Origin of the sequence: Streptomyces colwelliae (assembly GCF_048158785.1) — a bacterium.
GTDB lineage: Bacteria > Actinomycetota > Actinomycetes > Streptomycetales > Streptomycetaceae > Streptomyces.
In genome coordinates this window covers 1-26248 of sequence record NZ_JBLTJC010000131.1, presented here as the reverse complement: position 1 = coordinate 26248, position 26248 = coordinate 1, and the positions used below count along the sequence as shown (strand labels likewise).

Genomic DNA, 26248 nt, shown 5'->3' with positions numbered 1-26248 from the left:
CCCAACCCCCGACCCCTGTCCCTCGTCCCTCGTCCCTCGACCGAGAAAGCACGGTGAGACGCCATGAACGCCCGCGAAGAGGCCGACACGCACGTCCGAGCCATGATGCGCTGGCACTTCGACCCGGCCACGGGTTCCCGGTACTGGCTGGAGCGCCGCGACCGGCTGGGTTTCGACCCGGTCGAGGACGTGCGGTGCGTCGACGATCTGCTGAAGTTCCCCAACCTGGTGGACGAACTCCGGGACGTGCCCGTCGAGGACCTGATTCCGCGCGGCCTGGACCCGACGGAGCAGGTGTCCGCCGTGTACGAGAGCGGTGGCACCACAGGGGCTCCCAAGCGCTTCGTGATGTTCGAGAACTGGTTCGACCAGTACATGGCCTGGGAGAACTCCCACTACCGCGACGACGGTACGGGCCACACGCTGGCCGTGGCGCCCAGCGGCCCCCACATGCTCGGCGAGTACTCCAGGAGGATCGCGCGGGCCAGGGACGGGATCCGGTTCTCCATCGACCTGGATCCGCGCTGGGTGAAGCGGCTCATCGCCGCCGGGGACACCGCCGGCGCCGGCGCCTACGTCGACCACCTCGTCGACCAGGCCGAACTGGTCCTGCGGTCACAGGACATCGCGTTCCTGATCACGACGCCTCCGCTCCTGGCCCGGCTGGCCGAGCGCGCCGAGGTCCGCGCGCTGATCCAGGAGAAGGTGCGCCTGGTGATCTGGACCGGGGCGCACATGGACCCCGACACCCTGGACTATCTGTCCACGGAGTTCTTCCCCAAGGCGCGCTTCAGGGGGTCGTACGGCAGCACGTCCGTCCTCAGCGGCACGGTGCAGCGCCCCGACCCGGAGGGCACCGGGGACGTGGTCTTCGACTCGTACGCCCCCTACGTCCTCTACCGCGTCGTCGACCCCTCCTCCGGCCGGCCGGTCGAGTACGGCGCGGAGGGGGCCGTGGTCATGAACCACCTGACCGAGTACGGCCTCGTGCCCAACAGCCTCGAACGCGACCTGGCCACCCGGGTCCCCAGCCCCACCGGGGTCGGCGACTCGCTGCGGAACATCCGTCCGGTCGCCGAAGCGGACGGCCAGAAGCTGATCGAGGGCGTCTACTAGGGGCGCTCCACGTCTCCCAGGGACGCTCCGCCCGGAGTCGGGAGGAGCAGTACTCATGCCGCACATGTCCACCGTCCGGCACCTCGAACTCGACGGGACCGGCCTGTCACCCGCCTCGGTCGCCGCGGCCGCGCGCCGGGCCGGCGGCGACACCCGGGTGACGCTCGGTGCCGCGGCCGTCGAACGGATGCGGGCCTCCGTCGACCTCAAGGAGACCCTGCTGGCCCAGGAGATTCCGGTCTACGGCGTGACCACGGGCTTCGGGGACAGCTGCGTCCGGCAGATCCCGCCGGACAAGGCGTACGAACTCCAGCGCAATCTGGTGCTCTACCACCTCAACGGCACGGGACCGCCTGCCGTGCCGGCGGTTGCCCGGGCAGCCATGATCATCAGGGCCAACGCGCTGGCCAGGGGCGTCTCGGCGATCCGGCCGCGGACGGTGTCGACCCTCCTGGAGTGCCTGAGCCGGGACATCCTGCCGTTGATCCCCGAACGCGGTTCGGTCGGCGCCAGCGGCGACCTGGTCCCGCTGTGCTACCTGGCCGCGGCACTGATCGGCGAAGGACAGGTCCTGCACCGCGGCACCGTACGTCCAGCTCTCGACGCCCTGCGCGACGAGGGCATCGAACCGGTGCGGCTAGCGCCCAAGGAGGGGATCGCGCTGATCAACGGCACCTCCTTCGCCTCGGCGTACGCGGTCCTCGCCGCCTGGGACGCACGGGAGTTGGCCTTCGTCGCCGAACTCGCGACGGCCATGGCGCTGGAGGCGCTGCACGGCAACGCGTCCGCGCTGCATCCGTTCGTCCACGCCCACAAACCGCACCCCGGCCAGGTCGAGTCCGCCGGGGTCGTCCGGACCCTGCTCGCGGGGTCGCGGCTCGTCACGTCCTTCGACGACATCCTGCTGCGCCGCGAGAAGCTCGCCGGGCGCGGTTCCCTCCGGCTGAACGAGCGGATCCAGGACAAGTACTCGGTGCGCTGCGCACCGCAGATCATCGGCATCGTCCGGGACACGCTCGACTGGACGGAGCGCTGGCTCGGCACCGAGATCAACTCCGCGACCGACAATCCCCTGTTCGACGTCGAGGAGTCCGGACTCCACCTCGGAGGAAACTTCTACGCGGGCCATGTCGGACAGGCCATGGACAGCCTGAAGACCGCCGTGGCCGGACTGGCGAACCTGCTCGACCGTCAGCTCGCGCTCGTCGTGGACGAGAAGTTCAACGAGGGGCTGCCGCCCAACCTGGTGGTCCCCCGCCGCCCGGACGATCCCGAGGCGGGACTGCACCACGGGTTCAAGGGGATGCAGATCGCGGCCTCGGCCGTCACCGCCGAAGCCCTGAAACACACCGGGCCGGCCTCCGTGTTCTCGCGCTCCACGGAGGCGCACAACCAGGACGTCGTCAGCATGGGCACCATCGCCGCCCGTGACGCGCGCACCGTCAACGGCCTGGTGCGCGAGGTGGCGGCCATCCACCTGCTCGCCCTCGCCCAGGCGATCGACCTGCGGGGCGTCGAGCAGGCGGCGCCGGCCGTCCGGGCGGTGCACGGGCTCATCAGGGAGCACAGCGCCTTCGTGGCCCGTGATCGCCGGCTGGACGCGGACATCGAGGCCGTGGCCGGCCTGATCGAGGGCGGGGCCCTGCGGCGGGCCGCGGGGCTGAGCGACGAGGACTTCGCGATCGGCGCCGACGCCACCGGCCTCGTCCGACGAAACCGAAGCACCGCGACGAGCGGTGCGTGAGTGAGGAGTGTCATCCCATGTCCGAGAAGTACCCCAAGAAGAAGCTCGCCCTGTTCGGCGCCGTGGCGGCGGGAGCGCTGGCCCTGGGAGCGTCCGCCGTGCTCGCCGTTCCCGCGCAGGCCACGCCCGGGCGGGTCATCGACCTGGACATAGGCAACGACAGGGTCGTGCACACCGATGTCGGCGACCGCGGGTTGAGCGTCGGAGACGAGTTCGTGTACTCCGACAAGCTCTTCAAGGACGGGAAGCAGGTCGGCGAGGACGGCAGTTCCTGCCAGGTGACCAAGCTGGTCGGCGAGAGGACCACCACCAACTGCGTCCTGTCGGTGCAACTGCCGGACGGCCAGCTCACCGCGCAGTCCTTGTGGACCAAGGGCAGCGACACCGTGCGGATGGCCGTCACCGGTGGCACGGGCGCCTACCGCGGTGCCACCGGTGAACTGACGTGCAACGACATCCAGACCCCGCACGAGACCTACCGCATCGAGCTGGACCGGTGAACGGGCGCGGCACGGCCCCGGAGGCGCTACCTCCCGGTCCCCTCGGAGAACACCGCCTCCTTGGGGCTGGCCATGTCCAGCAGCAGCATCGCGTCGTGGTCCGGGGTACCGGGCGCCGCCTGGTAGGTGACGAGACGCTGGCCGTCCGTACGGAAGATCGCCATCACCTCGAAACTGAGGCGCATCGAGCCGACCTCCGGATGCTGGAAGTGCTTCTCGCCGCCGCCCCGCGCCTCGACGTCGTACCGCTCCCACAGCCGGGCGAACTCCGGGCTCTTGACCACGAGTTCGCCGACGAGCTGGGCCAGCTCCGGCATGTCCGGGTCGGCGCCCGCGATCGCCCGCAGGTGGGCCGCGCTGCGCGCCGCCATCTTCTCCCAGTCGCGGTACAGCTTGCGGCCCATGGGGTGCAGGAACATGTAACGGGTGAGATTGCGGCGCTCCACCGGCCACTCCGTGATACCCGGGAAGAGACGCAGCCCGGGCCGGTTGGCGGCCAGCAGGTCGTTGGCACGGCTGACGACGTACGCCGGTGAGGGGCGCAGTGTCTCCAGCAGGGCGCGCACCGGCTCCCGCACCGTACGCGCCGGTCCCGGGGCCGGCGCCGGTGTCTGGCCCGCGGCGAGCGCCACCAGTTCGTGCAGCCGGTTCAGCGCCTCGGCGGACAGGTGGAGCGCCTCGCCGAGCGCGGTGACGACGGCGGGCGAGGGGCGGGTCTCACGGCCACGCTCCAGTCGCGTGTAGTAGTCGAAGCTGACTCCGGCCAGCGTCGCGAGCTCCTCGCGGCGCAGGCCCGGCGTGCGGCGGCTTCCCGTACCGGCGGGCAGTCCGACGTCCTGCGGGCGGATCTGCGCGCGGCGGGCACGGAGGAAGCGGCCGAGTTCCGTTCCTTCGCTCATCCCCCCAGTGTCGCAAGAGATCGCGCGAACAGTCTGGCCCTGTCAGGGCCAGGAACAGCGCTCCCCTGTACAGCGCGGTCTACCGGGGGCCGCACACGCCGAGCACGCTGGTGTCCGTACCCGCCTTCCGTGTCCGTCGTCCGCGTCGACCTCCCACCCATATTCGATTCCGAGTTCGATTCCACTTCCAGACGGGGGCCGCACAGTGAGGAGCAGTGAACGATGCGCGTGACGCGATCCGGAACAGACACCAGTGACAAGGACGGTGCGGGCGTCCGGGGTGAGCCGGAGCGGACGGGCTCGGCCACCGCGGCTCTGGTCTCCGCCGTCCTCGGCTTCTTCGTGATCACACTCGACGTCTCCGGCGTCAACGTCGCGCTGCCCGCCATGGGGGACGACCTCGGCGGCTCGCTGTCCGGGCTCCAGTGGGTCGCCGACAGCTACACCCTGATGTTCGCGGCGCTGATGCTCTCCGCCGGCGCGTTCTCGGACACGGTCGGCGCGCGGCGCGCCTACGGCTGGGGACTCGCCGTCTTCACCCTCGCCTCGCTGGCCTGCGGGGTGGCTCCGACCCTCGGAGAGCTGACGGCGGCGCGGGTGGTGCAGGGCGGCGCGGCGGCGGTGATGGTGCCCTCCTCCCTGGCGCTGATCCGGCAGGCGTTCCCCGATCCGGACGCGCGGGCCCGCGGCATCGCCCTGTGGACGGTCGGCGGCGCGGTGGCCATCGCCGCGGGGCCCGTCCTCGGTGGGCTGCTCACCACGGACTGGACCTGGCGTGCGGTGTTCTGGCTCAACGTGCCTGCCGGGCTCGCCGGTTTCCTGACGCTGATCCGCGCGGCACGCTCCCCGCGCCACCCCGCCGTGTTCGACCTGCCGGGGCAGCTGACCGCGGTTCTGGCGCTGGCCGCACTGACCTTCGCCGTGATCGAGGGCGGCCACCAGGGGCTCAGCGCTACGGTGCTCGCGGCGGCCGCGGTCGCGGTGTCGGCCGGAGCCGCTTTCGTCGCCGTAGAGGCACGGCGGCGTGCGCCGATGCTCCCGCTGGAGCTGTTCCGGCAGCGCGGGGTGAGTGTGCCGGTCGTCGCGGGCTTCGCCTGCAACGCCGCTTTCTACGGCGGGGTGTTCGTGCTGAGTCTCTTCTTCCAGGAACAGCGCGGGCAGTCGGCGTTCTCCGCCGGGCTGATGTTCGTGCCGATGGCGGTGGTCACCGCCCACTTCAACTACTTCTCGCCCCGCGCGGTCTCCCGCTACGGACCGCGGAAGGTGGTCGTCGCGGGGCTGCTGACCGGCGTGCTGGGGTGCGGCGCGCTGGCCGCCGTCGACACGGGCACGCCCCCGTGGGTGACCGCCGTGCTGATGATTCCGCTGGGCATCGGCGGCGCCCTCGCGATGCCGGCGCTGACCACCCTGATGCTCGACAGTGTCGCCACGGAGCGGGCCGGCACGGCGGCGGCACTGCTCAACACCAGCCGCCAGACGGGCGGAGCGCTCAGCATCGCCGTCTTCGGTGCGCTGCTCGCGGGGGACTTCGCGCCGGGGATGCGGGAGAGCCTGCTGCTCGCGGCCTGCCTGCTGGTGGCCAACGCGCTGGGCGCGGCGGCACTGCTGCCGCGACGTTGAGGACAGCGGCGACGGCCGTGTAGCGCGGGTGAGGAGGTGCCGGGCACCTCCTCACCCGCGCGACGCGCTATCCGGTCGCTTCGCCGCCGTGCTCGGCGAGTGTCCCGAGGACCGCCCGGGCGACCTCGTCGGGCGTCCGGCCGTCCGTCGCCACCACCGCCGTGGCGACCTCGGCGTACAGAGGGCGCCGCGCCTCCGCCAACTCGCTCCACCGTTCACGGGGGTTGTCCGCGAGCAGCGGCCGCGCCGCGTTCAGCCCGGTCCGGCGGGCTGCCTCCTCTACGTCCATCGAGAGGTGGACGACACGGTGGCCGGAGAGCAGTTCGCGGGTGTCGTCGTCCACGACCGCGCCGCCGCCCAGGGCGAGGATCCCGTCGTGCCCGGCGAGCGCGGCCGCGACGGCCTCTTTCTCCAGCGCCCGGAAGCGTGCCTCGCCCTCCGTCACGAAGATGTCCGCGATCGCCCGGCCCTCCGCGGTCACGATGTCGTCGTCGGTGTCGCGGTAGGCGCAGCCCAGCCGCTCGGCGAGCAACTGCCCGACGGTGGACTTGCCCACGCCCATCGGCCCGACCAGGACGGCCCGCGGACGGGTTCCCCCGCCGCCGAGCGCGGACCGGCCGGCCTGCCGCATCGCGTCCAGCGGCGCCCGGGCACGGCCGGTCATCTGCTCCACCTGCAACACAGCCTGGTGGACCAGCAGATCGAGGCCGCCGACGACGGCCCCGCCGAGCGCGGACCAGCGTGCCGCGAGCGCGGTCGGCCACGGGTCGTAGAGCACGTCGAAGAGTGTGCCGGGCCCTTGTGGCACCCCTCCAGCGAGCGTGTCGGTCACCCCTGCCGGAGTGGTCGACACCACCAGGGGCGCGCCCAGTCCGTCCGCCGCGTCCGCCCAGTTCTCCGTACGGACGTCGACGCCCAGCCGCTCACCCCACTCCCGCATCTCGGCCGCACGCCGCGCACCGCGCACGTACGCCACGACCTCGCCGGTACAGATGTCCGCGAGCGCGGCCAGCGCCGATGAGGCGGTCGCACCGCCGCCGAGGACCGTGGCCGAGCCGACGTGTTCGACACCGCGTTCGTGCAGTGCGGCGATCATCCCGGGGATGTCCGTGTTGTCCCCCAGACGTTCGCCGTCCGCACCGAACACCACGGTGTTGACCGCCTGGACGGAACGCGCCGTCGCGGATATCCCGTCGAGCAGCGGAATCACCGCACGCTTCAACGGCATGGTCAGCGACAGTCCCGCCCACTGCGGCTCGAGTTCCTCGAAGAAGCCGGGCAGACCTGTCTCGTCCACGTCGAACCGGTCGTACGACCAGTCGACGAGCCCCAGTTCCGTGTAGGCGGCACGGTGCAGCACCGGCGACAACGAGTGCGCGACGGGCGAGCCCAGCACAGCTGCCCGACGACCGTGCCCGTTCATCGGACCTCCAGGTTCTCGAGATACGAACGGACGTTACGGCGCGTCTCGGGCACCGAGTCACCACCGAACTTCTCCGCCACCGCATCCGCCAGGACCAGCGCGACCATCGCCTCCGCGACAATCCCGGCGGCCGGGACCGCGGAGACGTCGGAACGCTGGTGGTGGGCCTGGGTGGCCTCACCGGTGACCACGTCGACGGTTTGCAGGGCGCGCGGCACGGTCGCGATCGGCTTCATCGCGGCACGCACGCGCAGCAGTTCACCCGTGGACAGACCACCCTCGGTGCCACCGGAACGACCGGAGACCCGACGGATGCCCTCGACGGTGTTGACGATCTCGTCGTGCGCCTGAGAGCCGGGCACCCGGGCGAGTTCGAAGCCGTCGCCGATCTCGACGCCCTTGATCGCCTGGATCCCCATGAGGGCACCGGCGAGGCGGGCGTCCAGCTTCCGGTCCCAGTGCACGTGCGAGCCGAGGCCGACGGGAACGCCGTAGGCGAGGATCTCGACGACTCCGCCGAGGGTGTCGCCGTCCTTGTGGGCCTGATCGATCTCCGCAACCATCGCCTTCGACGCATCGGCGTCCAGGCAGCGCACCGGATCGGCGTCCAGCTTCTCGACATCGGCCGGCGTCGGCAGCACCCCCTGCGGAGCCTTCGCCGAAGCCAACTCCACGACGTGCGAGACGATCTCGATCCCGGCCGTCTCCCTGATGTACGACCGCGCCACCGCACCCAACGCCACCCGGGCCGCCGTCTCCCGCGCCGAGGCACGCTCCAGGATCGGACGCGCCTCATCGAACCCGTACTTCTGCATCCCCGCAAGATCGGCATGACCGGGACGGGGGCGGGTCAGCGGAGCATTACGCGCCAGCCCGGCCAGGATCTCCGGATCGACCGGGTCGGCCGCCATGACCTGCTCCCACTTGGGCCACTCCGTGTTGCCCACCATGATCGCGACCGGGGAGCCGAGCGTGAGGCCGTGCCGGACACCGCCGAGGAACGTGACCTCGTCACGCTCGAACTTCATCCGCGCACCGCGTCCATAACCGAGCCGACGCCGGGCCAAGTGATCCGCCACCATCTCCGTGGTGATCGGCACACCGGCGGGAAGACCCTCCAGCGTCGCCACGAGTGCGGGACCGTGGGACTCCCCCGCGGTCAGCCAGCGCAACCTGCCCATACTCACAGGGCCTCCTTCGTCATGTCGGCCGCGCCGACGGGGAGTTGGTATCGGGGGAACAGCCGCCGCATCTCGTCGTGAAATCCCGGGAACGTCTTGGAGACGCAGCCCGGGTCGTCGAGGGTGATGCCGGGGGCGTCCAGACCGAGGACGGAGAACGCCATGGCGATGCGGTGATCGCCGTGGCAGGTGATCCGGGCGGGCACCGTGGGGCCGGGGACGATGGTGATGCGGTCCGGTCCGACCTCGGTGACGACACCGAGCGCTCGTAGGTTGTCGGCCACGGCCGCGATGCGGTCGGACTCCTTCAGCCGAGCGTGGGCGATGGCGTGGATGGTGACGGGGGCGTCGGCAAGCGGGGCGATCGCGGCCAGCGTCATGAAGGTGTCAGAGATATCGCCCATGTCGGCATCGAAGCCGCCGCGCAGGACGCCGCTCCCCGTCACGGTGGTCGCGGCCCGCCCCACGTCCACCTGGGCGCCCGCCCGCGCCAGCACCTCGACGAAGCGCAGGTCGCCCTGCGGGCTGCCGCTCCTCAGGCCCGGCACCGTGACGCTCCGTCGGGTCACGGCGGCCGCCGCGAAGAAGTACGAGGCGGTGGACGCGTCCGGTTCGATCGCCACGTCGGTGGCGGTGTACGCGCCGGGTTCGACGACGAACTCACCGTCGCCCCGCTCGTGGGCCCGCGCGCCGAAGCGCCGCATGAGGGACAGCGTCATGTCGATGTAGGGACGGCTGACCAACCGCGCCCCGCGCACCACGAGTCCGCGTCGCATCAGGGGCGCTGCCATCAGCAGACCGCTGAGGTACTGGCTGCTCATGGACGAGTCCACGGTGATCTCGCCACCGTCCAGCCCCTCGGCCTCGATCGTCAGGGGCAGACCTCCGCCCGGAGCGGCGCTCGTCCGCGCACCGGCCTTCAACAGCGCGTCGTACAAGGGTTCTTGGGGGCGTGCTCGCAACTGTGCGGAGCCGTCGAGGAGGAAGGTGCCTCGTCCGGTGGCGGCGAAGGGCGGAAGGAACCGCCCCGCGGTGCCCGCGTCCGCGCACCACACCCCGGCCGGGCCGACGGGGCTCCCGCCGATTCCGGTCACGTCCCAGAAGGCGTCCAGCGGGCCGCTGTCCACCCGGGCTCCCAGGTTCTCCACCGCCGTCCGGAAGGCGACGGTGTCGTCGCTGACGAGCGGGTCCCTAATCCGGCTGACACCGGTGGCGGCGGTGGCCAGCAGGAGTGCTCTGTTGGTCAGACTCTTCGAACCAGGTATCCGGGCAATCGACTTGGATTCGTATGGGAAACCCATCACGCATTCCTTCCCCTGGTATTCCGCCACGCAATTCCTGGGGACGTGGCACAGCGATACTAACGTCCGCCGCCCGGGGTTCCGGATGTGCAACAAGCTGCACCACAGCTTGCTGCATTCGACAGTGATGGCGGACCGCGCATCCTCAACGGCACTGTGGTTGCGGAGGATTATCGCCGCACTGCCGAACGGATGCCACCGCCTACTCGCCCCCTTGAAACCCTCCTTGAAAACCCTCTTGAAATCCGCCCTTCAATCCTCACCGACCGCGTGAATGATCGTGAATTGTCCTCGACGCAGCATTGACGGAGGCAGAATTACATGTCAGTCCAGCGAGTTCCCGTACTCGTCGTCGGTGGCGCCTACACCGGCCTCACCACCGCTCTGAGCCTCGCCGCACGTGGTGTGCGCCCGCTTCTGGTGGAGCGACGGCCGAGTGCCTCCACGCTGCCGAAGGCATGGGGGTTGAACACACGCTCCCAGGAGCTGCTCAACACGCTGCCCGGCGTGGCCCGGCGCATCCGCTCCGCCCTGGGGGAGGCCCAGTGGCCCCGGATGAGCCACGGCACCTCACTGGCCGATCCCGGGCGACGGTTCCTCGACCCGGAGGACGGGCAGCCCGACCCGCAGGAGCTCTCGTCCGTGCCGCCGCTGGCCTGGATATCGCAGGCCCAGGTCGAGGAGATCCTCCGCGTCAGCGCCGAGGAGGCCGGTGCGGACCTGCGCCCCGGTACCGAGCTGATCTCCCTCACCCAGGACGACGAGAAGGTCACCGCGACGCTCCGTGAGGTGTCCAGCGGTCGCGAGTACCTGGTCGAGGCGGACTATCTGGTGGCGGCCGACGGGAACACGAGCCGGGTCCGGGACATGCTCGGCATCGTCGTCGAGGGCGGCGGGAACATCGGCCACATGTACGTCGTCACCTTCGAGGCCGACCTGACCCGGTACGTGAAGAAGGGGGCGGTCGAGGTCATCGGGATGCCGGGCAGCGGATCCAGCTTCATCCTGGACGGCTCCGACCGGCACACCCTGTGGGTCGACTACTTCCCCGAGCGGGGCGAGACACCGGAGGACTTCACCGAGGCGCGTTGCCTGGAGCGGATCCGCCGCGCCATCGGGGACCCCGAGATCGACGTCAGGTTCGTCAACGCCCGCTTCTTCCCCATCAACCACAAGCTGGCCGAGCGGTTCCGCGAGGGCCGGGTCTTCCTGGCCGGCGACTCCGCGCACGCCTGCCCACCGAACGGCGGGCAGGGCGGCAACCTCGCCATCCAGGACGCCTACGACCTGTCCTGGCGCCTCTCGCTGGTCCTCACCGGACAGGCCGGACCCGACCTGCTCGACACCTACGAGCTCGAGCGCCGCCCCCTCGTCCGCATCACCGTCGAGCGCGAGGTCGAACTGGCGAAGATCTCCGAGGGCCGGGTGCCCGCGAGTTACAACCCGGCCGATCCCAACGCCCCCATCCCCATGCCCAGGGAGTACCTGGGTTTCCGCTACCACTCCCCCGCGGTCCGCACCGAGGCCGACGACGACGGCAGCCTCCAGGAGGATCCGTGGACTCCCACGGGGCGTCCGGGCGGACGGGCCCCGCACGTCGTACTCACCGACGGCGCACGGGAGTTGTCCACCCACGACCTGTTCGGCCGCGACTTCGTGGTGCTGGCGGGGCGCGAGGCCCCCGAGTGGATCACCGCCGCCGAGAAGGTCGCCCGTGACCTCGGGGTCGGCCTCGCCGCACACCGGATCGGCGACCGCTTCGTCGACAGCGGCAACGTCTGGTGCGACCGCTACGGCGTCGAACCGACCGGCGCCGCCCTGATCCGCCCCGACGCGGTCGTGGCCTGGCGCGGCAGGAGGGCCGTAGGCGATCCGGAGGGTGAGCTCACGGCGGCCCTCACCGCGATACTCGCGCGCTGAGCCGGGGCCGCACAGGTGCGGGCCGGCGCCCCGCAGGCGGCCGGCCCGCGCCTCAGGCCCCGTCACGCCTCAGGCCACGTTGTGATCCGCCACGGACTCGTCGGAGCCGGACACGAGCATGTGGTCCCGAACCATCCAGCCGGCCTGGAACCGGCTCTGCGCCCCCAGGTCGCCGAACATCTCGGCGATGTACTTCCGGCAGGTCCGCACACCGATGCCCAGGCGCCTGGCCACCACTTCGTCCTTGTAACCGGCGGCGAGCAGCTGGACGATCGCGGTCTTCGTCTCCTGGGTCAGGGAGTCCGGGATCCGGTTGCCGCCGCCCGTCCTCCGGAAGACCTCGCTGGTCGCCCAGGCGCTCACCGCCATGTGGACGATGAACTCGACCAGGGCGCGATGCCTCACCAGGTGCGCCCTGCCGGTGTCCTCGCCGTCCAGGAGGAACGCCGCGGAGCGGTCGAAGACGATCAGTGGCGGCAAGGACGCGGCGGCGGTCCGGACCTCGCCCCCCGACGCCGAGATCCGTTCGGCGCAGTCCCGCACCTCCGCGTCGTAGCGGGACAGATGCGGGAGCAGCACCCGCACGCCGACCTCGGACGTCATGAGTCCGGAATCCTGGCAGACCACGTCCCGGGCGAGGGCCGGGGCTCCGCGCCCCAGGGGCTGCACGGCGAACACCTCCTCGGCGCACTGTGCCGCGCAGCCCTCGAGTGCGTCACGGATGTCGGACACGCCCTCGATGGTCACCACGGGGCTGGCGCCGTCGGCCTCCGTGCCGTCGGGGCTGAGGCCGGAAAGCGTGTCGAGCTGCTCACGGATCCCGTCCAGCTGGGCCTGCCATGCGTCGATGACACCCGAGAGGGGCTGGGCGTACTGGAGTCTGGCCGCCTCGGGGTGCACGGCGGTCCAGTCGCCGTGCCCCTCCGCCTCGGATCGTGCCAGCCTCATCCTTCTCAGCCGGGAGAGCACTCGCTCCGTCCGGCCCGCGCCCCATCCCAGGCTGCTCGCGAGTCTCTCGAGCTTGGTGCCTCCGGAAGCGACGAGGAACTGGTACGCAGTCAGCTCCTCGTCCCCCATCAGCGGAACGATCTGGGCGATGTCCACAGCCTTCCCCCTCGCCGACTACGACAACCAGGATTCAAGAATAAGCACGAGGCCATCTATGAACGCAAGTCTAAATTTTACCAGTGTAGATAAGTGGCAAAACGCCCTAAAGCTCGCACCCGCCTCCGCGTGAGCCCGGATTTCCGCGAGGGACATGATCGGATCCCAGGCGAATTATGGTTGCGAGTGTATTTTTGTATTCCGACTTGATCGATCATTCGACTCGCCCATGACTGGAAGCCTGGAGCCCTCCATGCGTACAGAACTGTCGAGCACGACACCCATCGCGATCGTCGGTATGGGATGCCGGTTCCCCGGGATCGAGAGCGTCGACGAGCTGTGGGACGTCCTCGTGACCAACACGGAGACGGTGACACCGGTCCCGCACGAGCGCTTCGACGTCGGCGAATGCCACGACCTCACCCCCATGACCCCGGGCCGGACCGTGTCCCGGCACGGTGGCTTCCTCACCGACCCCTTCGGCTTCGACGCGGCGTTCTTCGGTGTCCCACCCGTGGAAGCACGCGCCATGGATCCGCAGCAGCGGCTTCTGCTGCACGTGGTGTGGGAGGCCCTGGAGTCGGCGGGGACACCTCCCTCCCGACTGGCCGGGAGCAGGGGCGGAGTCTTCGTCGGGCAGGCGACGGCCGAGCACGCGGAGACCGATCCCCGGGCCCATGAGCCCGATGTCCGCAGCATGGTGGGCAGCCGACTGCGCGCCGTCACGGCCGGGCGCGTCTCCTACGCCCTCGACCTGCGCGGGCCGAGTGTCGTACTGGACACCGCGTGCTCCTCGTCACTGGTCGCCGTGCACGCCGCACGGCAGAGCCTGCTCACCGGCGAGAGCGACCTGTGTGTCGCCGCGGGTGTCAACGTCATCCTGTCCCCGCACGACTCCATCGCCTACTCCCAGGCGGACATGCTCTCCCCCGAGGGCCGCTGCCGGTTCGGCGACGCCCGCGCCGACGGGTTCGTCCGCAGCGAGGGCGTGGGGGTGGTGGTGCTCAAGCGCCTGGCGGACGCCGTCCGGGACGGCGACCCCGTGAGTGCGGTACTGCTCGGCAGCGCGGTCACCAACGACGGCGCGGCCAGCGGACTGCTGATCACCCCCTCCGTGGACGGCCAGGCCGACATGGTGCGCGAGGCCTGCGTCAGCGCCGGCATCAAACCCTCGGAACTCGACTACGTCGAAGCGCACGGCACCGGAACGCGCGTCGGGGACGGGGTGGAACTCCAGGCGCTCGCCCAGTCGGCCGGTGCGGGCCGGCCGGCGGACCGTCCGTTACCGACCGGCTCGGTCAAGACCAACCTCGGTCATGCCGAGGCCGCGGCCGGCATCGCCGGACTGATCAAGACGGCACTGATGCTCCGGCACGGAGTCGTTCCCGCGTCGCTGCACGTCGTGGAGCCGCACCCCTTGCTCGGGCAGGACGACTTCCCGGTACGCGTGGTGACCCGCAACGAGCCCCTGGACGCGGCCGGTTCCCGCGCCCTGCTGGGCGTCAGCTCCTTCGGCCTGTCCGGGACCAACGCCCATCTCGTCGTCGGCGCCCACGCCCCCGAGCCCACACCCGCCGTCCGCGAGGACGCCCCGGACACCGGGCCCCATCTGCTGGTGCTCAGCGCGCGGACGACCGGTTCCCTCCGTCGCCTGGCCGAGCGCTACGCGGACTATCTCGGCCCGTCCGGGGCCGGGCGACGGCACCGGCTCCGCGACATCTGCTCCGCCGCGGCCCGTGGGCGGGATCTCCATCGCCACCGGCTGTGGGCCGTCGGCGACGACCACGACGCGCTGTCGCGGCGGCTCCGGGCCCTCGCGGCCGGCGAACCCACACCCGACGGGGGTACGGCGGAGGCAGGCCTGTCGGGCGACAGGCGCACGGTGTTCGTCTTCTCGGGGCAGGGGTCGCAGTGGGCGGGCATGAGCCGCGCCCTGTACCGGTCCTCGCCCGCCTTCCGGACGGCGTTGGATGCGTGCGACCGGGCCGTCCGCGGCGAGCTCGGCTGGTCGGTCCTGGACCGGCTGATGTCCGGCGAACCCGAGTTCCCACCCGACGTGAGCATCGTCCAGCCCGTCTTGTGGGCCGTACAGGTGGCACTCGCCGCCGCCTGGCGTGAACGCGGTGTGGAGCCGAGCGTGTGCATCGGCCACAGCATGGGGGAGGTCGCGGCAGCCCATGTCTCCGGTGCCCTGTCGCTCGACGACGCGGCCGCGGTGATCTGCCGCCGCAGCCGGCTGATGCAGCGCACGGCGGCACGCGGCGGCATGCTCGTCGTCGAACTGTCGGCCGCCGAAGCACGGCAGCACACCCGGGCCTACGGGGAGGCGGTGTGCGTGGCGGTCGAGAACTCCCCCACCACCACCGTCCTCGCCGGCGACCCCGGCGCCCTCGCCCGCCTCCGGGCCGAACTGGAGGAGAACGGGGTGCTGTGCCGCCCGGTGCCGGTGAACGTGGCCTCGCACTCACCGCAGATGGACCCCCTGCGCGACGACCTCTTACAGGAACTGGCCGGCCTCTCCCCCGTGCCCGGCACCGCCCACATGGTCTCCACCGTGTACTGCTCGACGGTCGAGGGTCCGGAGCTGACGGCCGCCTACTGGATGGACAACCTGCGCCGCCCCGTGCGGTTCGCGGACACCGTGCGCAAGCTGGGCCAGGAGACGGAGAGCGTCTTTCTCGAGGTCAGCCCCCATCCGGTGCTGGTCGCCGCCATGGACGACACACTGGGCGACGGCCACGTCGACGCCGCCGCGGTCGCCTCGCTGCACCGCGCGTGCGACGAGTCCGCCGAACTGGCCCGGGCCGCCGGGCGGCTCTTCGCCCACGGCGGGCGGACGGACTGGCGGCGGTGGTACGGCGACGGCCCGCGGCATGTGCCGTCACTGCCCACCTACGCCTGGGACGTCGAGCTGTTCCGGCGCGAGACGGCGGATCCCGTGGCCGCACACCAGTCCAGCGCCTCCCGGGTCCGACGGATCGACCTCGGGTCGTGGGGCGCGACCGCCGGCTGGGGTGACGGGGTGAGCGTCCACGGCATCGCCCCCGTGCCGCCCGTCGTGTATCTCGAGGCGATGCTGGAGACAGCGCGGGAGGCCGATCCCGACACCTCTTTCGAACTGCGGGACGTACGGCTGGGCGACGATCATGTGCCCGTCGGCGCGGCCGACGCCACTACCCTCCAGGTGACCCTGGACGGGCACCTGGAGGAAGCCGGGAAAGCCCGGACGGTCGCCGTGCGAGCCTCGACGGAAGGCACCCCCGACCCCGTCCTCTGCGCCACGGCGCGTGTCGTCGTGGCCGGGACCGACGACACCGACGATGCGGCCCCCGGGGCCGCGGACGCCCTCGACGAAGCGCTCGCACGGTGCCGGGACTACCTGGGGGCACAGGACTTCCCGCTCCTCGCGGAGCGCCACGGCTACGACATCGCGGAGCCGTTCCGGGCCGTGGAGCATCTGTGGCGACGCGACGGCGAGGCGGTGGCCCGGGTGCGGCTCGGCAAACCCCTGCCACGGGCCGGCTGGGAGACGGGTCTGCTGGCACTCCTGGCGGCCCGGCCGGGGGTCATGTCGGGGGACGGCGTCGCCCACGTTCCCGTGTCCTTCGACTCGGTCCGGTTCCACGCGGAACCGGAGCCGGAGTTCTGGAGCCTGTGCACCGTACGATCCGACAGCGGCGGAGCCTCCCTGCTGGCCGACGTCGTCCTGATCGCCCCGGACCGCCGCGTCCTTGCGCGGTTCTCCGGAATCCGCCTGCGGAGGCTCGCGCGGACGCCAGCGGCGAACACGCCGCTGGCGCACGTGTCCGCGCTCGTCTCGGCGGTCTCCGAGCAGTGTGCGGCGCCCCTCGCCGACCTGGCCAAGAAGGTCGCGGACCCCTTCGGCAGCGGCTTCCTCGCCGGCCTGCTGCGCTCCGCCGCATCGCCTCCCGGCGACCGGGCACAGGGATCCCCCACGCCGCCCGCCACGCTTCAGGAGGCCTCACCGGAGGAACCCACGACGACCCTTCTCGAGCACTGCGCGGCGCTGATGGGGATGTCCGCGTCGGACATCGACGAGCGGCGGTCGTTGCGCGAACTCGGGCTCGACTCACTCATGGCCTCCCAGCTCCGGCAGCGCCTGCGCCGCAGTCACGGCGTGGAGATCAGCGCCGGACGGCTCCTGGGCGCGGAGAGCATCGCCGGCCTGAGCGAGAGCATCGCGGCCGGGACGCCGTAGCAAGAGCGGCATGCAAATTTGCACCGTGGTATAAAAAACTCCATCGCAAGGCTCACTGATCTCCGTATGAACAGGAGGACGGAATGGACTCGCGCGCGACAACGACGACGCCGCCGGTCGGCCGCCGGGAACGCAACAAGGAACGCGTCAGGGAACGTCTCTACCTGGCCGCCGTCGAACTCTTCGTGGAGAAGGGGTACGACCACACCTCCATCGACGAGATCGCGGAGCGGGCCGATGTGGCGCGTGGAACCTTCTTCAACTACTTCCAGCGCAAGGAAGACATCATCGGTGCCTGGGGGGAAAGGAGGCGTGCCGCCCTCGTGACAGGTCTGGAGGAGAGCGGCGCGTTCACCCTGACCTCGGTCGCGCGGCTCCAGCAGTGCATGGCCGTCCTGGTCCGCATCAACCAGGAGGAATCCCGGCTCACCGCCGCCATGCTCACCGCCTGGGTGAAGGCGGGCCGGCCGATCCTCGAGGAGCCGTACGTCGCGGAGGTGTTCGGCCGGATCGTCGACAGCGGGGTGCGGCAGGGCGAGCTGAGCCCCGGAATGTCGGCCATCGGAGTCGGCAACGTCCTGCGTGACGTCTACCTCGGGGCGCTCTACCGATGGGCCAACCAGTCCTCGGACACGGACGCGACCGGATCCCTGGCCGAGGAGTTGCAGCAGATCCTGCAACTCCTCCTCGACGGCATGACCGCGCCGAAGAGTTCCTAGGGAGTCGCGTACGGGATGCGCGATGGCGAACCCCGAAAGGACTGTAGGTGCCGGGCGCCCGATCGAGGCTCACCGGTCGGGCGCCCGGCTGTCCGAACCGACGATCACTTCTTGACGACGGACTCCACCCAGTCGATGAAGTTCGTCGTCGAGTCACCGGTGCGCTCGGCCATGGTGTGCGCCAGGGCCCACACGGTGGCGAAGTCGACATCGCGGATGCCGTAGTTCCGCAGAGCCAGCTGGAGGTTGATCTCGGTCGTGTTGGCCGTGTCGCCCTGCATGATGCCGGTGCGGATGCGCCAGTGCCGCGCCACCTGCGACTGCCGGTAGCCACCGAAGGCGGGCGAGAGGAAGTACAGCGGGTTGTACGCGTCTCCCCGCCAGGCCATGTCCTTGCCGACGCTGTCCTTCTTGGCGAAGTCGCTGTCGTACGCCGCGACGCCGTAGTCGGTGTTCCAGTCGGAGTACGTGGCGTACGTCGTCTCGTTCGCCTTGATGACGTCACGCGTGAGCGGCGCGAAGTGCGACGGGGCGCCCAGCCCCATCGCGAAGACGCTGTTCTCGCCCTGCCCGCGGGAGTATCCGTCGAACGCGCCGACCGGCTTGTTCGCGGTCTTCTGGCTGTTCACGAAGCCTTCGAGGCCGGACACCGTCGCGGTGTTGGTCGTGGCGTCGTAGGTGACCCAGGTGCTGTCGGTGTTGAGGTAGGCGATGTAGTCGGCGACCGTCTCGTACGTGGTCGAGGTCCCCGTCTGGCCCGATCCGGGCGGGCCGCCCTGGGTGGTGATGGTGTACGGGAAGGTGTTGTCGGACAGGAAGTTGTTCAGCGAGGTGGTGATCACCCCGATCAGGTGGTCGTAGTAGCTGCCGGCCAGGTAGGTGCCGCTGCCGGACTCGGTCAGCCCCAGGCGCCTGCCGTGCTCGTCGCGCAGGCCAAGGCGGTTGAGGTACTTGGGCCAGGCCTTCGCGAGGTCCGCCGAGTAGGCACTGCTCCACGTGGTGGACGCGCGCGTGCCGGTCGAGGCGAACTGGCCCATGTTCCACTCGTAGGACAGGTTGGCCTCGGCGAGGTTCGTGATCGGGCACCAGGCCATGACACCGGCGACCGCGTCGCTGAGGGGCCGGCCCTGGGCGTCCTCCATCGCCGCGCCGATCGTGCGCAGGTACGGGTCGAACAGGGGGCTGTCGCCGGAGACGCCCGCCACGGTGTCCTGGGCGCCGCCACCGCTCATGCCGAACAGGACGATGTCCTCCGTGCTGCCGGGCAGGACGCTCCGGTTGTACCGGAGGAAGCGGACCGCGGCCTTCACGTCGGTCACACCCCAGGGGGCCGCGTCGGAGCGGGTGCTGGTCGAGCTGTCCCGACCGCGCAGACCCGGCCACACGTAGACGAGCCCGGCTTCCAGGTACGCCGACACGCTGCTGTAGCTGTACGACGTGGCCGGCGCCTGCTGGGCGTAGCCGGGGGTGTTGACCGGGATCACGATCGGCGCTGTGCGTCCCGAGTACGCGCCGACGGTGCCCTTCGGGTTGGCCTTCGCGGTGTACGTGGTCCCGTCGCTGTTCGCCGTGGCCGTCAGGTAGGCGCCCGGCACATAGATCGACAGGTTCTCGTAGTCCGGGGCGGCCGGGTTCCCGACGTACACCTTTCCGATCTGGTAGTACACGTCGTTGGTCGAGTCGTACGACCATGCGGTGGCGTCGAACTCCAGCGAGTACGCCGAGGACGCGCTCGACGTGCTGCCCGACGACGAGGTAGCGGCGAACGCCGTGCCCGTGGTGCCCTCGGCGACTCCGAACGCGGCCAGGGCTGCGACGCCCGTGGCGCTCCGCATCACAGTTCTGCGGTTGATGTCCACCCGTAGGCCTCCTTGTACAGCGGGATACGTGATCACAGCCGACCCGCGCACCACCCCGGTGGCACCGGGGGCGGGTCGGGCTGTGCGGCTCATACGAGTCCCAGACTGTAGGGCGGGAGCGTGAGCTGGACACCAGGATTGTTAACAATTTTGATGATAGTTTTGTTAGAAGGTGCACCGCCGTGCATGCGGGGCCGCGGGAATGGTTCAGCGGGGCGTCTTCACGTAGGTGTACGGGGCGGAGACATACGTGCTGTGGTGGTCTGCGGCACGCAGGGACGCGGTGAGGCGTTCGCGCGGTTTGAGGCCGAGCTCGGCGGTGGCGTGCAGGGCGCCGAGAGCCAGGTCGTCCCCGCACCCCACAGCGGCGTATCCCTCGACGGGCTCACCGACCTGGTAGTCGCCATGGATCTCGAAGAGACGGCCGTGGACACCGACGAGGAAGACACCCGCCTGTTCCTGCTCGGAGTCCTTGCGGGCCCATCCACCCTCCTTGAGGCAGGCACGGACGGCGTTGATGAAGCGCGTGGCCATGAAGCGGTCGAGGTCGCCTTCGGGGTGCGGGGCCTCGAACGCGTGGTGGAGGAGCTGGCCCATACGGAACGAGGTCGTGAACCCAAGGACGTAGGGGCCGTTGGTGAAGACCTTCGGGTCACGACGGATGGTGAGCTGCGACCCGCTGCTGCCTGCGGAGTCCCCGGCGAGATGGACACGCTCGCGATGGACCAGACCGACGATGACGGTCAAGTCACCACCTCCATGGAGTTGTTGGGGCCTTGACGTTTTGCATGGATCCGTTCTGCCCTCCACCCGGGCGGAGTTACCACTTCCGCAAGAGGAGCTGAGGGAGCGTCGGTGAGGGTGCGATCGATACGGGTGCTGGCGAACGGCGGTGCGCGGAAGGGGTGTTGGTGCGCGCAGCGGGCGTTGGCCGGACGAACTTGATCAGGCTCTCACCGGCGTAGGTCGCGCTGATGATTCCCCCCTTGGCCCGGTACTCCCCCGCAACTCACCGGTGGACGAGAGGAGTTGGGATCTCGCGGATCGTGGGACCCGGGACCAACTCGCCGTCGACGTACGGGAGTCGCCCGGACAGGTCGGCGTCGAGGACCCGCGCCGTGGCCGACTCACCTGCCCGGCTCACCGCACCGCTCCCCCTCCGCCCTCACGAACGCGGTCGAATCAACGTCGAATCAAACGTCGAATCAAACCGAGTGACCGGAACCGCCACAACCTCTCTCCGTGATCACCACCCCGTCCACATCAAGGAAGTGCGACGGTGACGGACCGAGACAGGAATCGCACAGGCGAAGGAGTTTCTCCCGATCGCGGAGGCCGTGTCGAAGCCTTCCTGCCCCCGCAGACGCAAGGGCCGCATCCCCTTGCCTGGCAGCGACTTCTCACCGGACATCGACAACCACCACCGCAAGCCAACCCGCTCCCCTCACACTCGAAAGGCGCCCGACGTGAGCGCTCCCGCTCTTTGTGGAATCCCCGTGCGTCGTCTCGCGACCGCCCTGACCGCCTCCGCGTCCGCGCTGGCCCTCACCGCGTGCGGCGTCATCGACGGAGTCGGCGGAAGCGACAGCTCCGCGTCTCCGAAGAAGGGCGACGACATCACGGTGGGACTGCTCCTGCCCGACAAGGACACCGCACGGTTCGAGGCCTTCGACCACCCCGTCATCAAGAAGGAGGTCGCCGCCCTCACCAACGGCAAGGGCAAGGTCGTCTACGCCAACGCCGAGGCGAGCCAGGACAAGCAGAGCCGGCAGTTCCAGCAGATGGTGGACCAGAAGGTCGACGTCATCCTGGTGGACGCGCTGAACGCCAAGGCCATCGCGTCGGACGTCCAGAAGGCGAAGGACGCCGGTATCCCGGTCATCGCCTACGACCGGCTCGCCGAGGGCCCGATCGACGCGTACGTCTCGCACGACAACGAACTCGTCGGCGAGATCCAGGCCCGCGCCATCATCACGGCGCTCGGCAACAAGGCGGCGTCCAGCAAGATCGTCATGATGAACGGCGACCCCGCGGACACGAACTACGCCAAGTTCAAGGAGGGTGCCCTCGGCGAACTTCAGAACAACGTCAAGATAGCCAAGATGTACGACACCGAGAAATGGTCGCCGGCGGTCGCCGAGACGAACATGAAGAACGCCATCAAGGCCGTCGGCCTCGACGACATCGCCGCGGTCTACGCGGCCAACGACGGCCTGGCGGGCGCCGTCATCAAGGCGCTCAAGGACGCGGGCGCCACCAAGATCCCACCGGTGACCGGCCAGGACGCGAACCTGGACGCGGTGCAGCGGATCGTCGCGGGCGAGCAGTACATGACCGCGTACAAGCCGTTCCCGGAAGAGGCCACCCGCGCCGCGGAGATGGCGGTGTACAAGGTCCAGGGCCGCGACATCCAGTTCGACGCGCTGACCCGCGACACGGTCGACAGCCCCACCGAGAAGAAGATCCCCACGATGCTGGTCCCGGTAGTCGCGCTCACGAAGGACAACGTCGAGGACACCGTGATCGCCGACGGCATCTACTCCGTCAAGGACATCTGCACCCCGGAGTACGTGGCGGCCTGCGCGGCGATCGGCCTGAAGTAGCGGCCACGCTCTGTACGGCTCCATGGCCTCAGGTCCCCACTCGGTGTTGGACATGACGGCCGTGCCGCCCGGCAGCAGGTTGTTCCTGAGCCGGAGGGCGAACCGGGCCGCCGAGTGAGCGGTGCGGTCCAGGACGGACACGCCTTCGGGCAACAGCAGGGCCATGCCCTCCAGTTGCTCGGTTCCCACGCCGCGCATCTCTTTCTCGCGAGGGTCCTTGCGCGCGGCGAGGACCTCGCCCTGGCCGGTGACACGCTGAACTGAGGCCGGGCCCGCGCCGGTTGGAGCAACGTCGTGCTCCCGCCGCGTCGCGGGCCGTCGCGTCACTCTTCGTTCACCCGGCGCATAAGCCGTTGCAGCGGGAGTGGTCAGCGGAGGTTCGGCGGGAGGCCCTCAAGGGTGCGGTAGGTGCCGTCGTGGTAGATCAGGGGCCGGTGCTCGCCGATGGTCGTCACCTGCCGGACCCTCGCCGTCACCAGGCGGTGGTCGCCGGCCGGTATGAGGCTCTCCAGGGACAGCAGCAGCCAGGTGCCGACCTCGTCGAGCAAGGGCTCGCCGCCGGGCAGGAGGCTGTGGCGGGTCGGCGCCGCGAAGCGGTCGATGCCACTGGTGGCGAACCGCCGGGCGATGTCCTCCTGGCCGGCCGCGAGCAGGTGGGCCACGGCGGTCGTCGCGTCCCGTACGGCCGGCCAGCTGGACGCGGTGGCGGCGATCGAGAAGCAGACCAGCGGTGGGGTGAGCGACAGCGACACCAGTGACGTCGCCGTGAATCCGGCCGGGCGGGGGGAGCCCGGCACCGTGATCACCACGACTCCGGCCGGATGGGCGCGGAAGGCGGACTTGAACTCCTCAGACGGCACAGTGGGCTGCGCGGGTACGGAACCGGCGGCGAAGAGCCTGGCCACGGACACGGGAACTCCCCTCACGGCGGGCGGTGGGCGATGACGCGACGGAGCGCGGGCGGCATGCGCTGAGGACGGGCCCGTGGGGAGCGGCGCCGGGGCGTCCGTCCCTCATGGGCCCGCCATGAGGTATGCGGACGGACGCCCGGGGGATGGTGAGCGGCCCGCCCGCATACCCCGTCAGGGGAGCCGGGTCAGGTCTGCCCGGCCTCCTTCAGGGAACCCGCAGGGGCTGCCGGAGCCGCCGCGGCGGCCGCGCTGCGGCGTTCGACCACGGCGAGGAGGACCGCCGGGAGCGTGGCCGCGACGCCGATCCCCAGCGTCCACCAGAAGGCCACGCCGAAGCCGTTCGCCTGGTCGGCCGGCGTCCGGGCGTCCTGGAGCTGTCGCTGGAGCACGACGGCCAGGATGGCCGCGCCGAGCGAACCGCCGATGCGCTGACCCATGTTGAGCTGCACGGTGGCGTCCGGGATCTTCATCATCGACACCGCCCGGTACGCCGCGGTGACCGCAGGAATCGCACAGGTACCGATACCGAATCCGCGGACCACCATGGCGGCACCGATCCACCAGTACGAGGTGTCGTCGCCGATGGCCACGAACGGGACTGTCGCGACGATGCTGATCAGGCCGCCGGCCAGGGCGACCGGGCCGCTGCCGAACCTGTCGACGAAGCGGGCCACCCGCCACATCGCCACCGCGACGCCCACTCCCTGTGGAATCAGCAGCAGGCCGGTGCTGACCGCGTCCTCCCCACGGACGGTCTGGAAGTACAGCGGCATGAGGATGACGGCGCCCAGGCTCAGCGCGCCCATGAAGAAGTTGGTGAGCGAGGCCGCGGTGTAGAGCCGGTCCTTGAACAGCCTGATGTCCAGCAGCGGTTTGGCGCTGCGGAGGGAGAAGACGACGAAGGCGGCCAGGAGCAGGACGCCCGCGCCGATCGAGACGACCACCTTGGCGGAGGCCGCGTCGCCGGAGTTGCCGATCTCGGACAGCCCGTAGGTGATACCGACGCTCGCCGCGACGATGGTGACGAGGCCGGGGACGTCGAGTTTGCCGGGGTGGGCGACGACGTCGGCCGGCAGCAGCTTCACGGCGAGCAGCACGGTGAGGATGCCGATCGGGATGTTGACCAGGAAGATCGATTCCCAGCCGACATGCTGGAGCAGCAGGCCGCCGACCGTGGGGCCGACCACCGGCGCCATGATGACCGGGATGCCGCTGACGCTCATGACCCGGGCCATCAGCCGGGGTCCGGCCGCGCGGACCAGGATCGCCTGGCTGACCGGGACGGCGATGCCTCCGATGCCCTGGAGGGTACGGAAGACGATCAGTTGCTCGATGGAGGTGGCCAGGCCACAGGCCAAGGAGGCGAGGGTGAACACGGTGATGGCGGCGATGAAGACCCGCTTGGCACCGAGCCGCGCGCCGAGCCAGCCGCTGATGGGGATGACCGCCGCCATCGCCAGCAGGTAGGCGGTGACCAGCCACTGGATGGTGGACAGCGAGGTGTCCATCTCGCTCGTCAGCGTCTTGAGCGCCACGTTGACGATGGTGGAGTCGAGGAAGGTCATGAACGCGCCGAGCGTGGTCACCACGATCACTTTGCGCAGTGCCGGGGAGAAGGGCTCCCGTCCGGTGTCGGGCGCGCTCGGCGGGCTGGAAGTGCTATCCGCTGACATGAGTCGATCTCCCTAAGTGCCGACCAAGGAGGTTATGTAGGATAGGGAGCACTGCTCCGAAAAAACGAAGCACTGCTCCGGATGACTATACGGAGCGCCGCTCCGAATCTCAACCGAGCGAGGTGCCATGAGTGACCAACAGGCCGCGACCTCGGGCCCGGCCGATGCCGCGGGCCCGCCCGATCGAACCGCTCGGACCGAGGCGGGCGGCGGCATGCGCGTCGACGCCCGCCGCAACCGGGACAACCTCCTCGCGGTGGCCCGCACCGTCATGGCCGAGGAAGGACTGGACGCCTCCCTCCGGGATGTCGCGCGGCGCGCCGGGGTGGGGATCGCCACCCTCTACCGGCATTTCCCCACCCGTGAGGCACTGGTACAGGCGGTGCTCAGCGACCGCCTCAACACGCTCGCCGACGCCGCCGACAAGTCCCTGGCCGCGACTTCCCCGGGTGAGGCGCTCACCGCTTGGCTGCACAGGTTCGCAGCCGGCTCCGGCACCTTCCACGGGTTGCCCGGATCGGTGCTGGCGGCCCTCCACGACGTACGCTCCGAACTGCACGGCTCGTGCATGGCCATGCACGAGTCCGCCTCACGGCTTCTGGAGCGGGCCCAGGCCAGCGGCGAGATACGCCGGGACATGGACGCCGAGGATCTCTTCACCGCCGCCGCGGCCATCGGCTGGGCCGCGCAGTACTCCGAGACCGAGCGCGCCGAGCGCATCCTGACGCTCCTCACGGACGGGATGCGGGCCGGAGCGAAGGACGTCGGCGGGCAGCCCGACTGACCGGCCCGCCGCACGTCCGCGGGACGGGCCGTCACAGTGGCGGCCCGTCAGGCCTTCGCCCGGTGCAGCACCTGGAGGTCGGTGAAGGAGTGGTAGCCCCACACACCGTTCTCGGTGCCCACCCCGCTCCACTTGTGGCCGCCGAAGGGCTGGTGGGGTCCGAGCGCGAAATGGGTGTTGACCCAGGCCGTGCCGCACTCCAGACGCGCCGCCACCGCGGACGCCCGGTCGGTGTCGGTGCCCCACACCGAGCCCGACAGACCGTACGTGGTCCCGTTGGCCCGGGCCAACGCGTCCTCGATGTCCGTGTAGGGGACGACCGGGAGCACCGGGCCGAACTGTTCCTCGTCGACGATGCCGTCTCCGTCCACGGCGCCGTCGACGATCGTCGGCGGGAAGAAGTAGCCCGCGCCGGTGGGGGCCTGCCCGGCGAGCAGCCTGGCCCCGTCACGGCGGCCGTGACGTACTTGTTGGTCGCGCCGGAGCAGTCCGAACAGGCCCTTGGCCTTGAAGGACAACCGGGTGTCGCGGAACAGCGTGTTGGCGATCTGGGTGAACTCATCGGCCGCCATCACCCCGCGGCGGAAAGACGGCGCCGAGGCCACGGGAGTTGACGACTCGGATGACGCCCCAGCAGACGTACCAGCCACAGCAGCAACAGCCGTACGGCAA

22 protein-coding genes and 1 pseudogene are annotated in these 26248 nt (G+C 70.3%); 11 read left to right on the top strand and 12 right to left on the bottom strand.

Annotated features, from left to right (window positions below; translation table 11 throughout):
- The first annotated feature begins 63 nt into the window (after positions 1 to 63).
- From ACNFOC_RS25990 to ACNFOC_RS25980, 3 genes are read left to right on the top strand one after another with little or no spacing between them, the layout of a single operon-like run.
- Complete coding sequence (locus tag ACNFOC_RS25990; protein WP_416961493.1) at positions 64 to 1116, top strand: phenylacetate--CoA ligase family protein; 1053 nt, start codon at positions 64 to 66, stop codon at positions 1114 to 1116.
- A 55-nt stretch (positions 1117 to 1171) separates the two neighbouring features.
- Positions 1172 to 2860, top strand: coding sequence for an aromatic amino acid lyase (locus ACNFOC_RS25985; RefSeq protein WP_416961492.1), 1689 nt, complete (start codon positions 1172 to 1174; stop codon positions 2858 to 2860).
- 17 nt (positions 2861 to 2877) lie between these two features.
- Positions 2878 to 3360 carry an allene oxide cyclase barrel-like domain-containing protein gene (locus tag ACNFOC_RS25980; protein WP_416961491.1) on the top strand — a complete coding sequence of 161 codons (483 nt, stop codon included), beginning with the start codon at positions 2878 to 2880 and terminating at the stop codon, positions 3358 to 3360.
- A 26-nt stretch (positions 3361 to 3386) separates the two neighbouring features.
- Here ACNFOC_RS25980 and ACNFOC_RS25975 read toward each other — a convergent pair whose 3' ends face one another.
- Complete coding sequence (locus ACNFOC_RS25975; RefSeq protein ID WP_416961490.1) at positions 3387 to 4259, bottom strand: helix-turn-helix transcriptional regulator; 873 nt, start codon at positions 4257 to 4259, stop codon at positions 3387 to 3389.
- 222 nt (positions 4260 to 4481) lie between these two features.
- Here ACNFOC_RS25975 and ACNFOC_RS25970 point away from each other — a divergent pair, with 222 nt between their 5' ends.
- Positions 4482 to 5879, top strand: a complete 1398-nt coding sequence (locus tag ACNFOC_RS25970; protein ID WP_416961489.1) for an MFS transporter — start codon at positions 4482 to 4484, stop codon at positions 5877 to 5879.
- A gap of 67 nt (positions 5880 to 5946) precedes the next feature.
- Here the strand turns inward: ACNFOC_RS25970 and ACNFOC_RS25965 are convergent, their stop codons facing one another.
- From ACNFOC_RS25965 to aroA, 4 genes and pseudogenes are all read right to left on the bottom strand, one after another.
- Positions 5947 to 6441 (bottom strand): shikimate kinase, encoded by a 495-nt coding sequence (locus ACNFOC_RS25965; RefSeq protein ID WP_416961495.1) that lies wholly within the window; start codon positions 6439 to 6441, stop codon positions 5947 to 5949.
- 42 nt (positions 6442 to 6483) lie between these two features.
- Positions 6484 to 7302 (bottom strand): annotated as a pseudogene (locus ACNFOC_RS25960) (shikimate dehydrogenase); the annotation flags it as partial.
- Positions 7299 to 8483, bottom strand: a complete 1185-nt coding sequence (gene aroC / locus ACNFOC_RS25955) for a chorismate synthase (RefSeq protein ID WP_416961494.1) — start codon at positions 8481 to 8483, stop codon at positions 7299 to 7301. The pseudogene ACNFOC_RS25960 and the gene aroC, both read right to left, overlap by 4 nt.
- A gap of 2 nt (positions 8484 to 8485) precedes the next feature.
- Positions 8486 to 9784, bottom strand: coding sequence for a 3-phosphoshikimate 1-carboxyvinyltransferase (gene aroA / locus ACNFOC_RS25950; protein ID WP_416961488.1), 1299 nt, complete (start codon positions 9782 to 9784; stop codon positions 8486 to 8488).
- Between the two features lie 87 nt (positions 9785 to 9871).
- On the opposite strand from aroA, the gene ACNFOC_RS25945 reads away from it, so the two are divergent.
- Both ACNFOC_RS25945 and ACNFOC_RS25940 read left to right on the top strand, forming a co-directional pair.
- Entirely contained in the window at positions 9872 to 10090 is a 219-nt protein-coding gene (locus tag ACNFOC_RS25945) for a hypothetical protein (protein WP_416961487.1), read from the top strand.
- Positions 10091 to 10105: 15 nt separating this feature from the next.
- A complete protein-coding gene (locus tag ACNFOC_RS25940) occupies positions 10106 to 11704 on the top strand; it encodes an FAD-dependent monooxygenase (RefSeq protein ID WP_416961486.1) in 1599 nt (532 codons plus the stop codon).
- Between the two features lie 69 nt (positions 11705 to 11773).
- On the opposite strand, the gene ACNFOC_RS25935 is transcribed toward ACNFOC_RS25940, so the two are convergent.
- Positions 11774 to 12808, bottom strand: a complete 1035-nt coding sequence (locus ACNFOC_RS25935) for a hypothetical protein (protein ID WP_416961485.1) — start codon at positions 12806 to 12808, stop codon at positions 11774 to 11776.
- Between the two features lie 253 nt (positions 12809 to 13061).
- Between ACNFOC_RS25935 and ACNFOC_RS25930 the strand changes: the two genes are divergently transcribed.
- Together ACNFOC_RS25930 and ACNFOC_RS25925 are read left to right on the top strand one after the other, a co-directional pair.
- Positions 13062 to 17027 carry a type I polyketide synthase gene (locus ACNFOC_RS25930; RefSeq protein WP_416961484.1) on the top strand — a complete coding sequence of 1322 codons (3966 nt, stop codon included), beginning with the start codon at positions 13062 to 13064 and terminating at the stop codon, positions 17025 to 17027.
- Between the two features lie 83 nt (positions 17028 to 17110).
- The gene (locus tag ACNFOC_RS25925) at positions 17111 to 17746 is read left to right on the top strand and encodes a TetR/AcrR family transcriptional regulator (RefSeq protein ID WP_416961483.1); all 636 of its coding nucleotides are present in this window, start codon (positions 17111 to 17113) and stop codon (positions 17744 to 17746) included.
- 104 nt (positions 17747 to 17850) lie between these two features.
- Here ACNFOC_RS25925 and ACNFOC_RS25920 read toward each other — a convergent pair whose 3' ends face one another.
- The 3 genes from ACNFOC_RS25920 to ACNFOC_RS25910 form a co-directional block, all read right to left on the bottom strand.
- The gene (locus ACNFOC_RS25920; protein WP_416961482.1) at positions 17851 to 19605 is read right to left on the bottom strand and encodes an esterase; all 1755 of its coding nucleotides are present in this window, start codon (positions 19603 to 19605) and stop codon (positions 17851 to 17853) included.
- 207 nt (positions 19606 to 19812) lie between these two features.
- Positions 19813 to 20352 (bottom strand): hypothetical protein, encoded by a 540-nt coding sequence (locus ACNFOC_RS25915; protein ID WP_416961481.1) that lies wholly within the window; start codon positions 20350 to 20352, stop codon positions 19813 to 19815.
- Between the two features lie 262 nt (positions 20353 to 20614).
- On the bottom strand, positions 20615 to 20749 hold the full coding sequence (locus ACNFOC_RS25910) for a hypothetical protein (RefSeq protein ID WP_416961480.1): 135 nt from the start codon (positions 20747 to 20749) through the stop codon (positions 20615 to 20617).
- A gap of 352 nt (positions 20750 to 21101) precedes the next feature.
- On the opposite strand from ACNFOC_RS25910, the gene ACNFOC_RS25905 reads away from it, so the two are divergent.
- Entirely contained in the window at positions 21102 to 22208 is a 1107-nt protein-coding gene (locus ACNFOC_RS25905; RefSeq protein ID WP_416961479.1) for a sugar ABC transporter substrate-binding protein, read from the top strand.
- Between the two features lie 114 nt (positions 22209 to 22322).
- The gene (locus tag ACNFOC_RS25900; protein ID WP_416961478.1) at positions 22323 to 22472 is read left to right on the top strand and encodes a hypothetical protein; all 150 of its coding nucleotides are present in this window, start codon (positions 22323 to 22325) and stop codon (positions 22470 to 22472) included.
- Between the two features lie 104 nt (positions 22473 to 22576).
- Here ACNFOC_RS25900 and ACNFOC_RS25895 read toward each other — a convergent pair whose 3' ends face one another.
- Both ACNFOC_RS25895 and ACNFOC_RS25890 read right to left on the bottom strand, forming a co-directional pair.
- Positions 22577 to 23119, bottom strand: a complete 543-nt coding sequence (locus ACNFOC_RS25895; protein WP_416961477.1) for a flavin reductase family protein — start codon at positions 23117 to 23119, stop codon at positions 22577 to 22579.
- A gap of 185 nt (positions 23120 to 23304) precedes the next feature.
- On the bottom strand, positions 23305 to 24792 hold the full coding sequence (locus ACNFOC_RS25890) for an MDR family MFS transporter (protein WP_416961476.1): 1488 nt from the start codon (positions 24790 to 24792) through the stop codon (positions 23305 to 23307).
- Between the two features lie 127 nt (positions 24793 to 24919).
- Here ACNFOC_RS25890 and ACNFOC_RS25885 point away from each other — a divergent pair, with 127 nt between their 5' ends.
- Positions 24920 to 25576 (top strand): TetR/AcrR family transcriptional regulator, encoded by a 657-nt coding sequence (locus ACNFOC_RS25885; RefSeq protein ID WP_416961475.1) that lies wholly within the window; start codon positions 24920 to 24922, stop codon positions 25574 to 25576.
- Between the two features lie 47 nt (positions 25577 to 25623).
- On the opposite strand, the gene ACNFOC_RS25880 is transcribed toward ACNFOC_RS25885, so the two are convergent.
- Positions 25624 to 26148 (bottom strand): aldehyde dehydrogenase family protein, encoded by a 525-nt coding sequence (locus ACNFOC_RS25880; protein WP_416961474.1) that lies wholly within the window; start codon positions 26146 to 26148, stop codon positions 25624 to 25626.
- Positions 26149 to 26248: the final 100 nt, after the last annotated feature.

What these genes read in the sequence shown, in the direction of transcription:
- ACNFOC_RS25990 (WP_416961493.1), top strand. Translation starts at nt 64, where the DNA reads ATGAACGCCCGCGAAGAGGCCGACACGCACGTCCGAGCCATGATGCGC.
- ACNFOC_RS25985 (WP_416961492.1), top strand. Translation starts at nt 1,172, where the DNA reads ATGCCGCACATGTCCACCGTCCGGCACCTCGAACTCGACGGGACCGGC.
- ACNFOC_RS25980 (WP_416961491.1), top strand. Translation starts at nt 2,878, where the DNA reads ATGTCCGAGAAGTACCCCAAGAAGAAGCTCGCCCTGTTCGGCGCCGTG.
- ACNFOC_RS25975 (WP_416961490.1), bottom strand. Translation starts at nt 4,259, where the DNA reads ATGAGCGAAGGAACGGAACTCGGCCGCTTCCTCCGTGCCCGCCGCGCG.
- ACNFOC_RS25970 (WP_416961489.1), top strand. Translation starts at nt 4,482, where the DNA reads ATGCGCGTGACGCGATCCGGAACAGACACCAGTGACAAGGACGGTGCG.
- ACNFOC_RS25965 (WP_416961495.1), bottom strand. Translation starts at nt 6,441, where the DNA reads ATGGGCGTGGGCAAGTCCACCGTCGGGCAGTTGCTCGCCGAGCGGCTG.
- aroC (WP_416961494.1), bottom strand. Translation starts at nt 8,483, where the DNA reads ATGGGCAGGTTGCGCTGGCTGACCGCGGGGGAGTCCCACGGTCCCGCA.
- aroA (WP_416961488.1), bottom strand. Translation starts at nt 9,784, where the DNA reads ATGGGTTTCCCATACGAATCCAAGTCGATTGCCCGGATACCTGGTTCG.
- ACNFOC_RS25940 (WP_416961486.1), top strand. Translation starts at nt 10,106, where the DNA reads ATGTCAGTCCAGCGAGTTCCCGTACTCGTCGTCGGTGGCGCCTACACC.
- ACNFOC_RS25930 (WP_416961484.1), top strand. Translation starts at nt 13,062, where the DNA reads ATGCGTACAGAACTGTCGAGCACGACACCCATCGCGATCGTCGGTATG.
- ACNFOC_RS25925 (WP_416961483.1), top strand. Translation starts at nt 17,111, where the DNA reads ATGGACTCGCGCGCGACAACGACGACGCCGCCGGTCGGCCGCCGGGAA.
- ACNFOC_RS25890 (WP_416961476.1), bottom strand. Translation starts at nt 24,792, where the DNA reads ATGTCAGCGGATAGCACTTCCAGCCCGCCGAGCGCGCCCGACACCGGA.
- ACNFOC_RS25885 (WP_416961475.1), top strand. Translation starts at nt 24,920, where the DNA reads ATGAGTGACCAACAGGCCGCGACCTCGGGCCCGGCCGATGCCGCGGGC.
- ACNFOC_RS25880 (WP_416961474.1), bottom strand. Translation starts at nt 26,148, where the DNA reads ATGGCGGCCGATGAGTTCACCCAGATCGCCAACACGCTGTTCCGCGAC.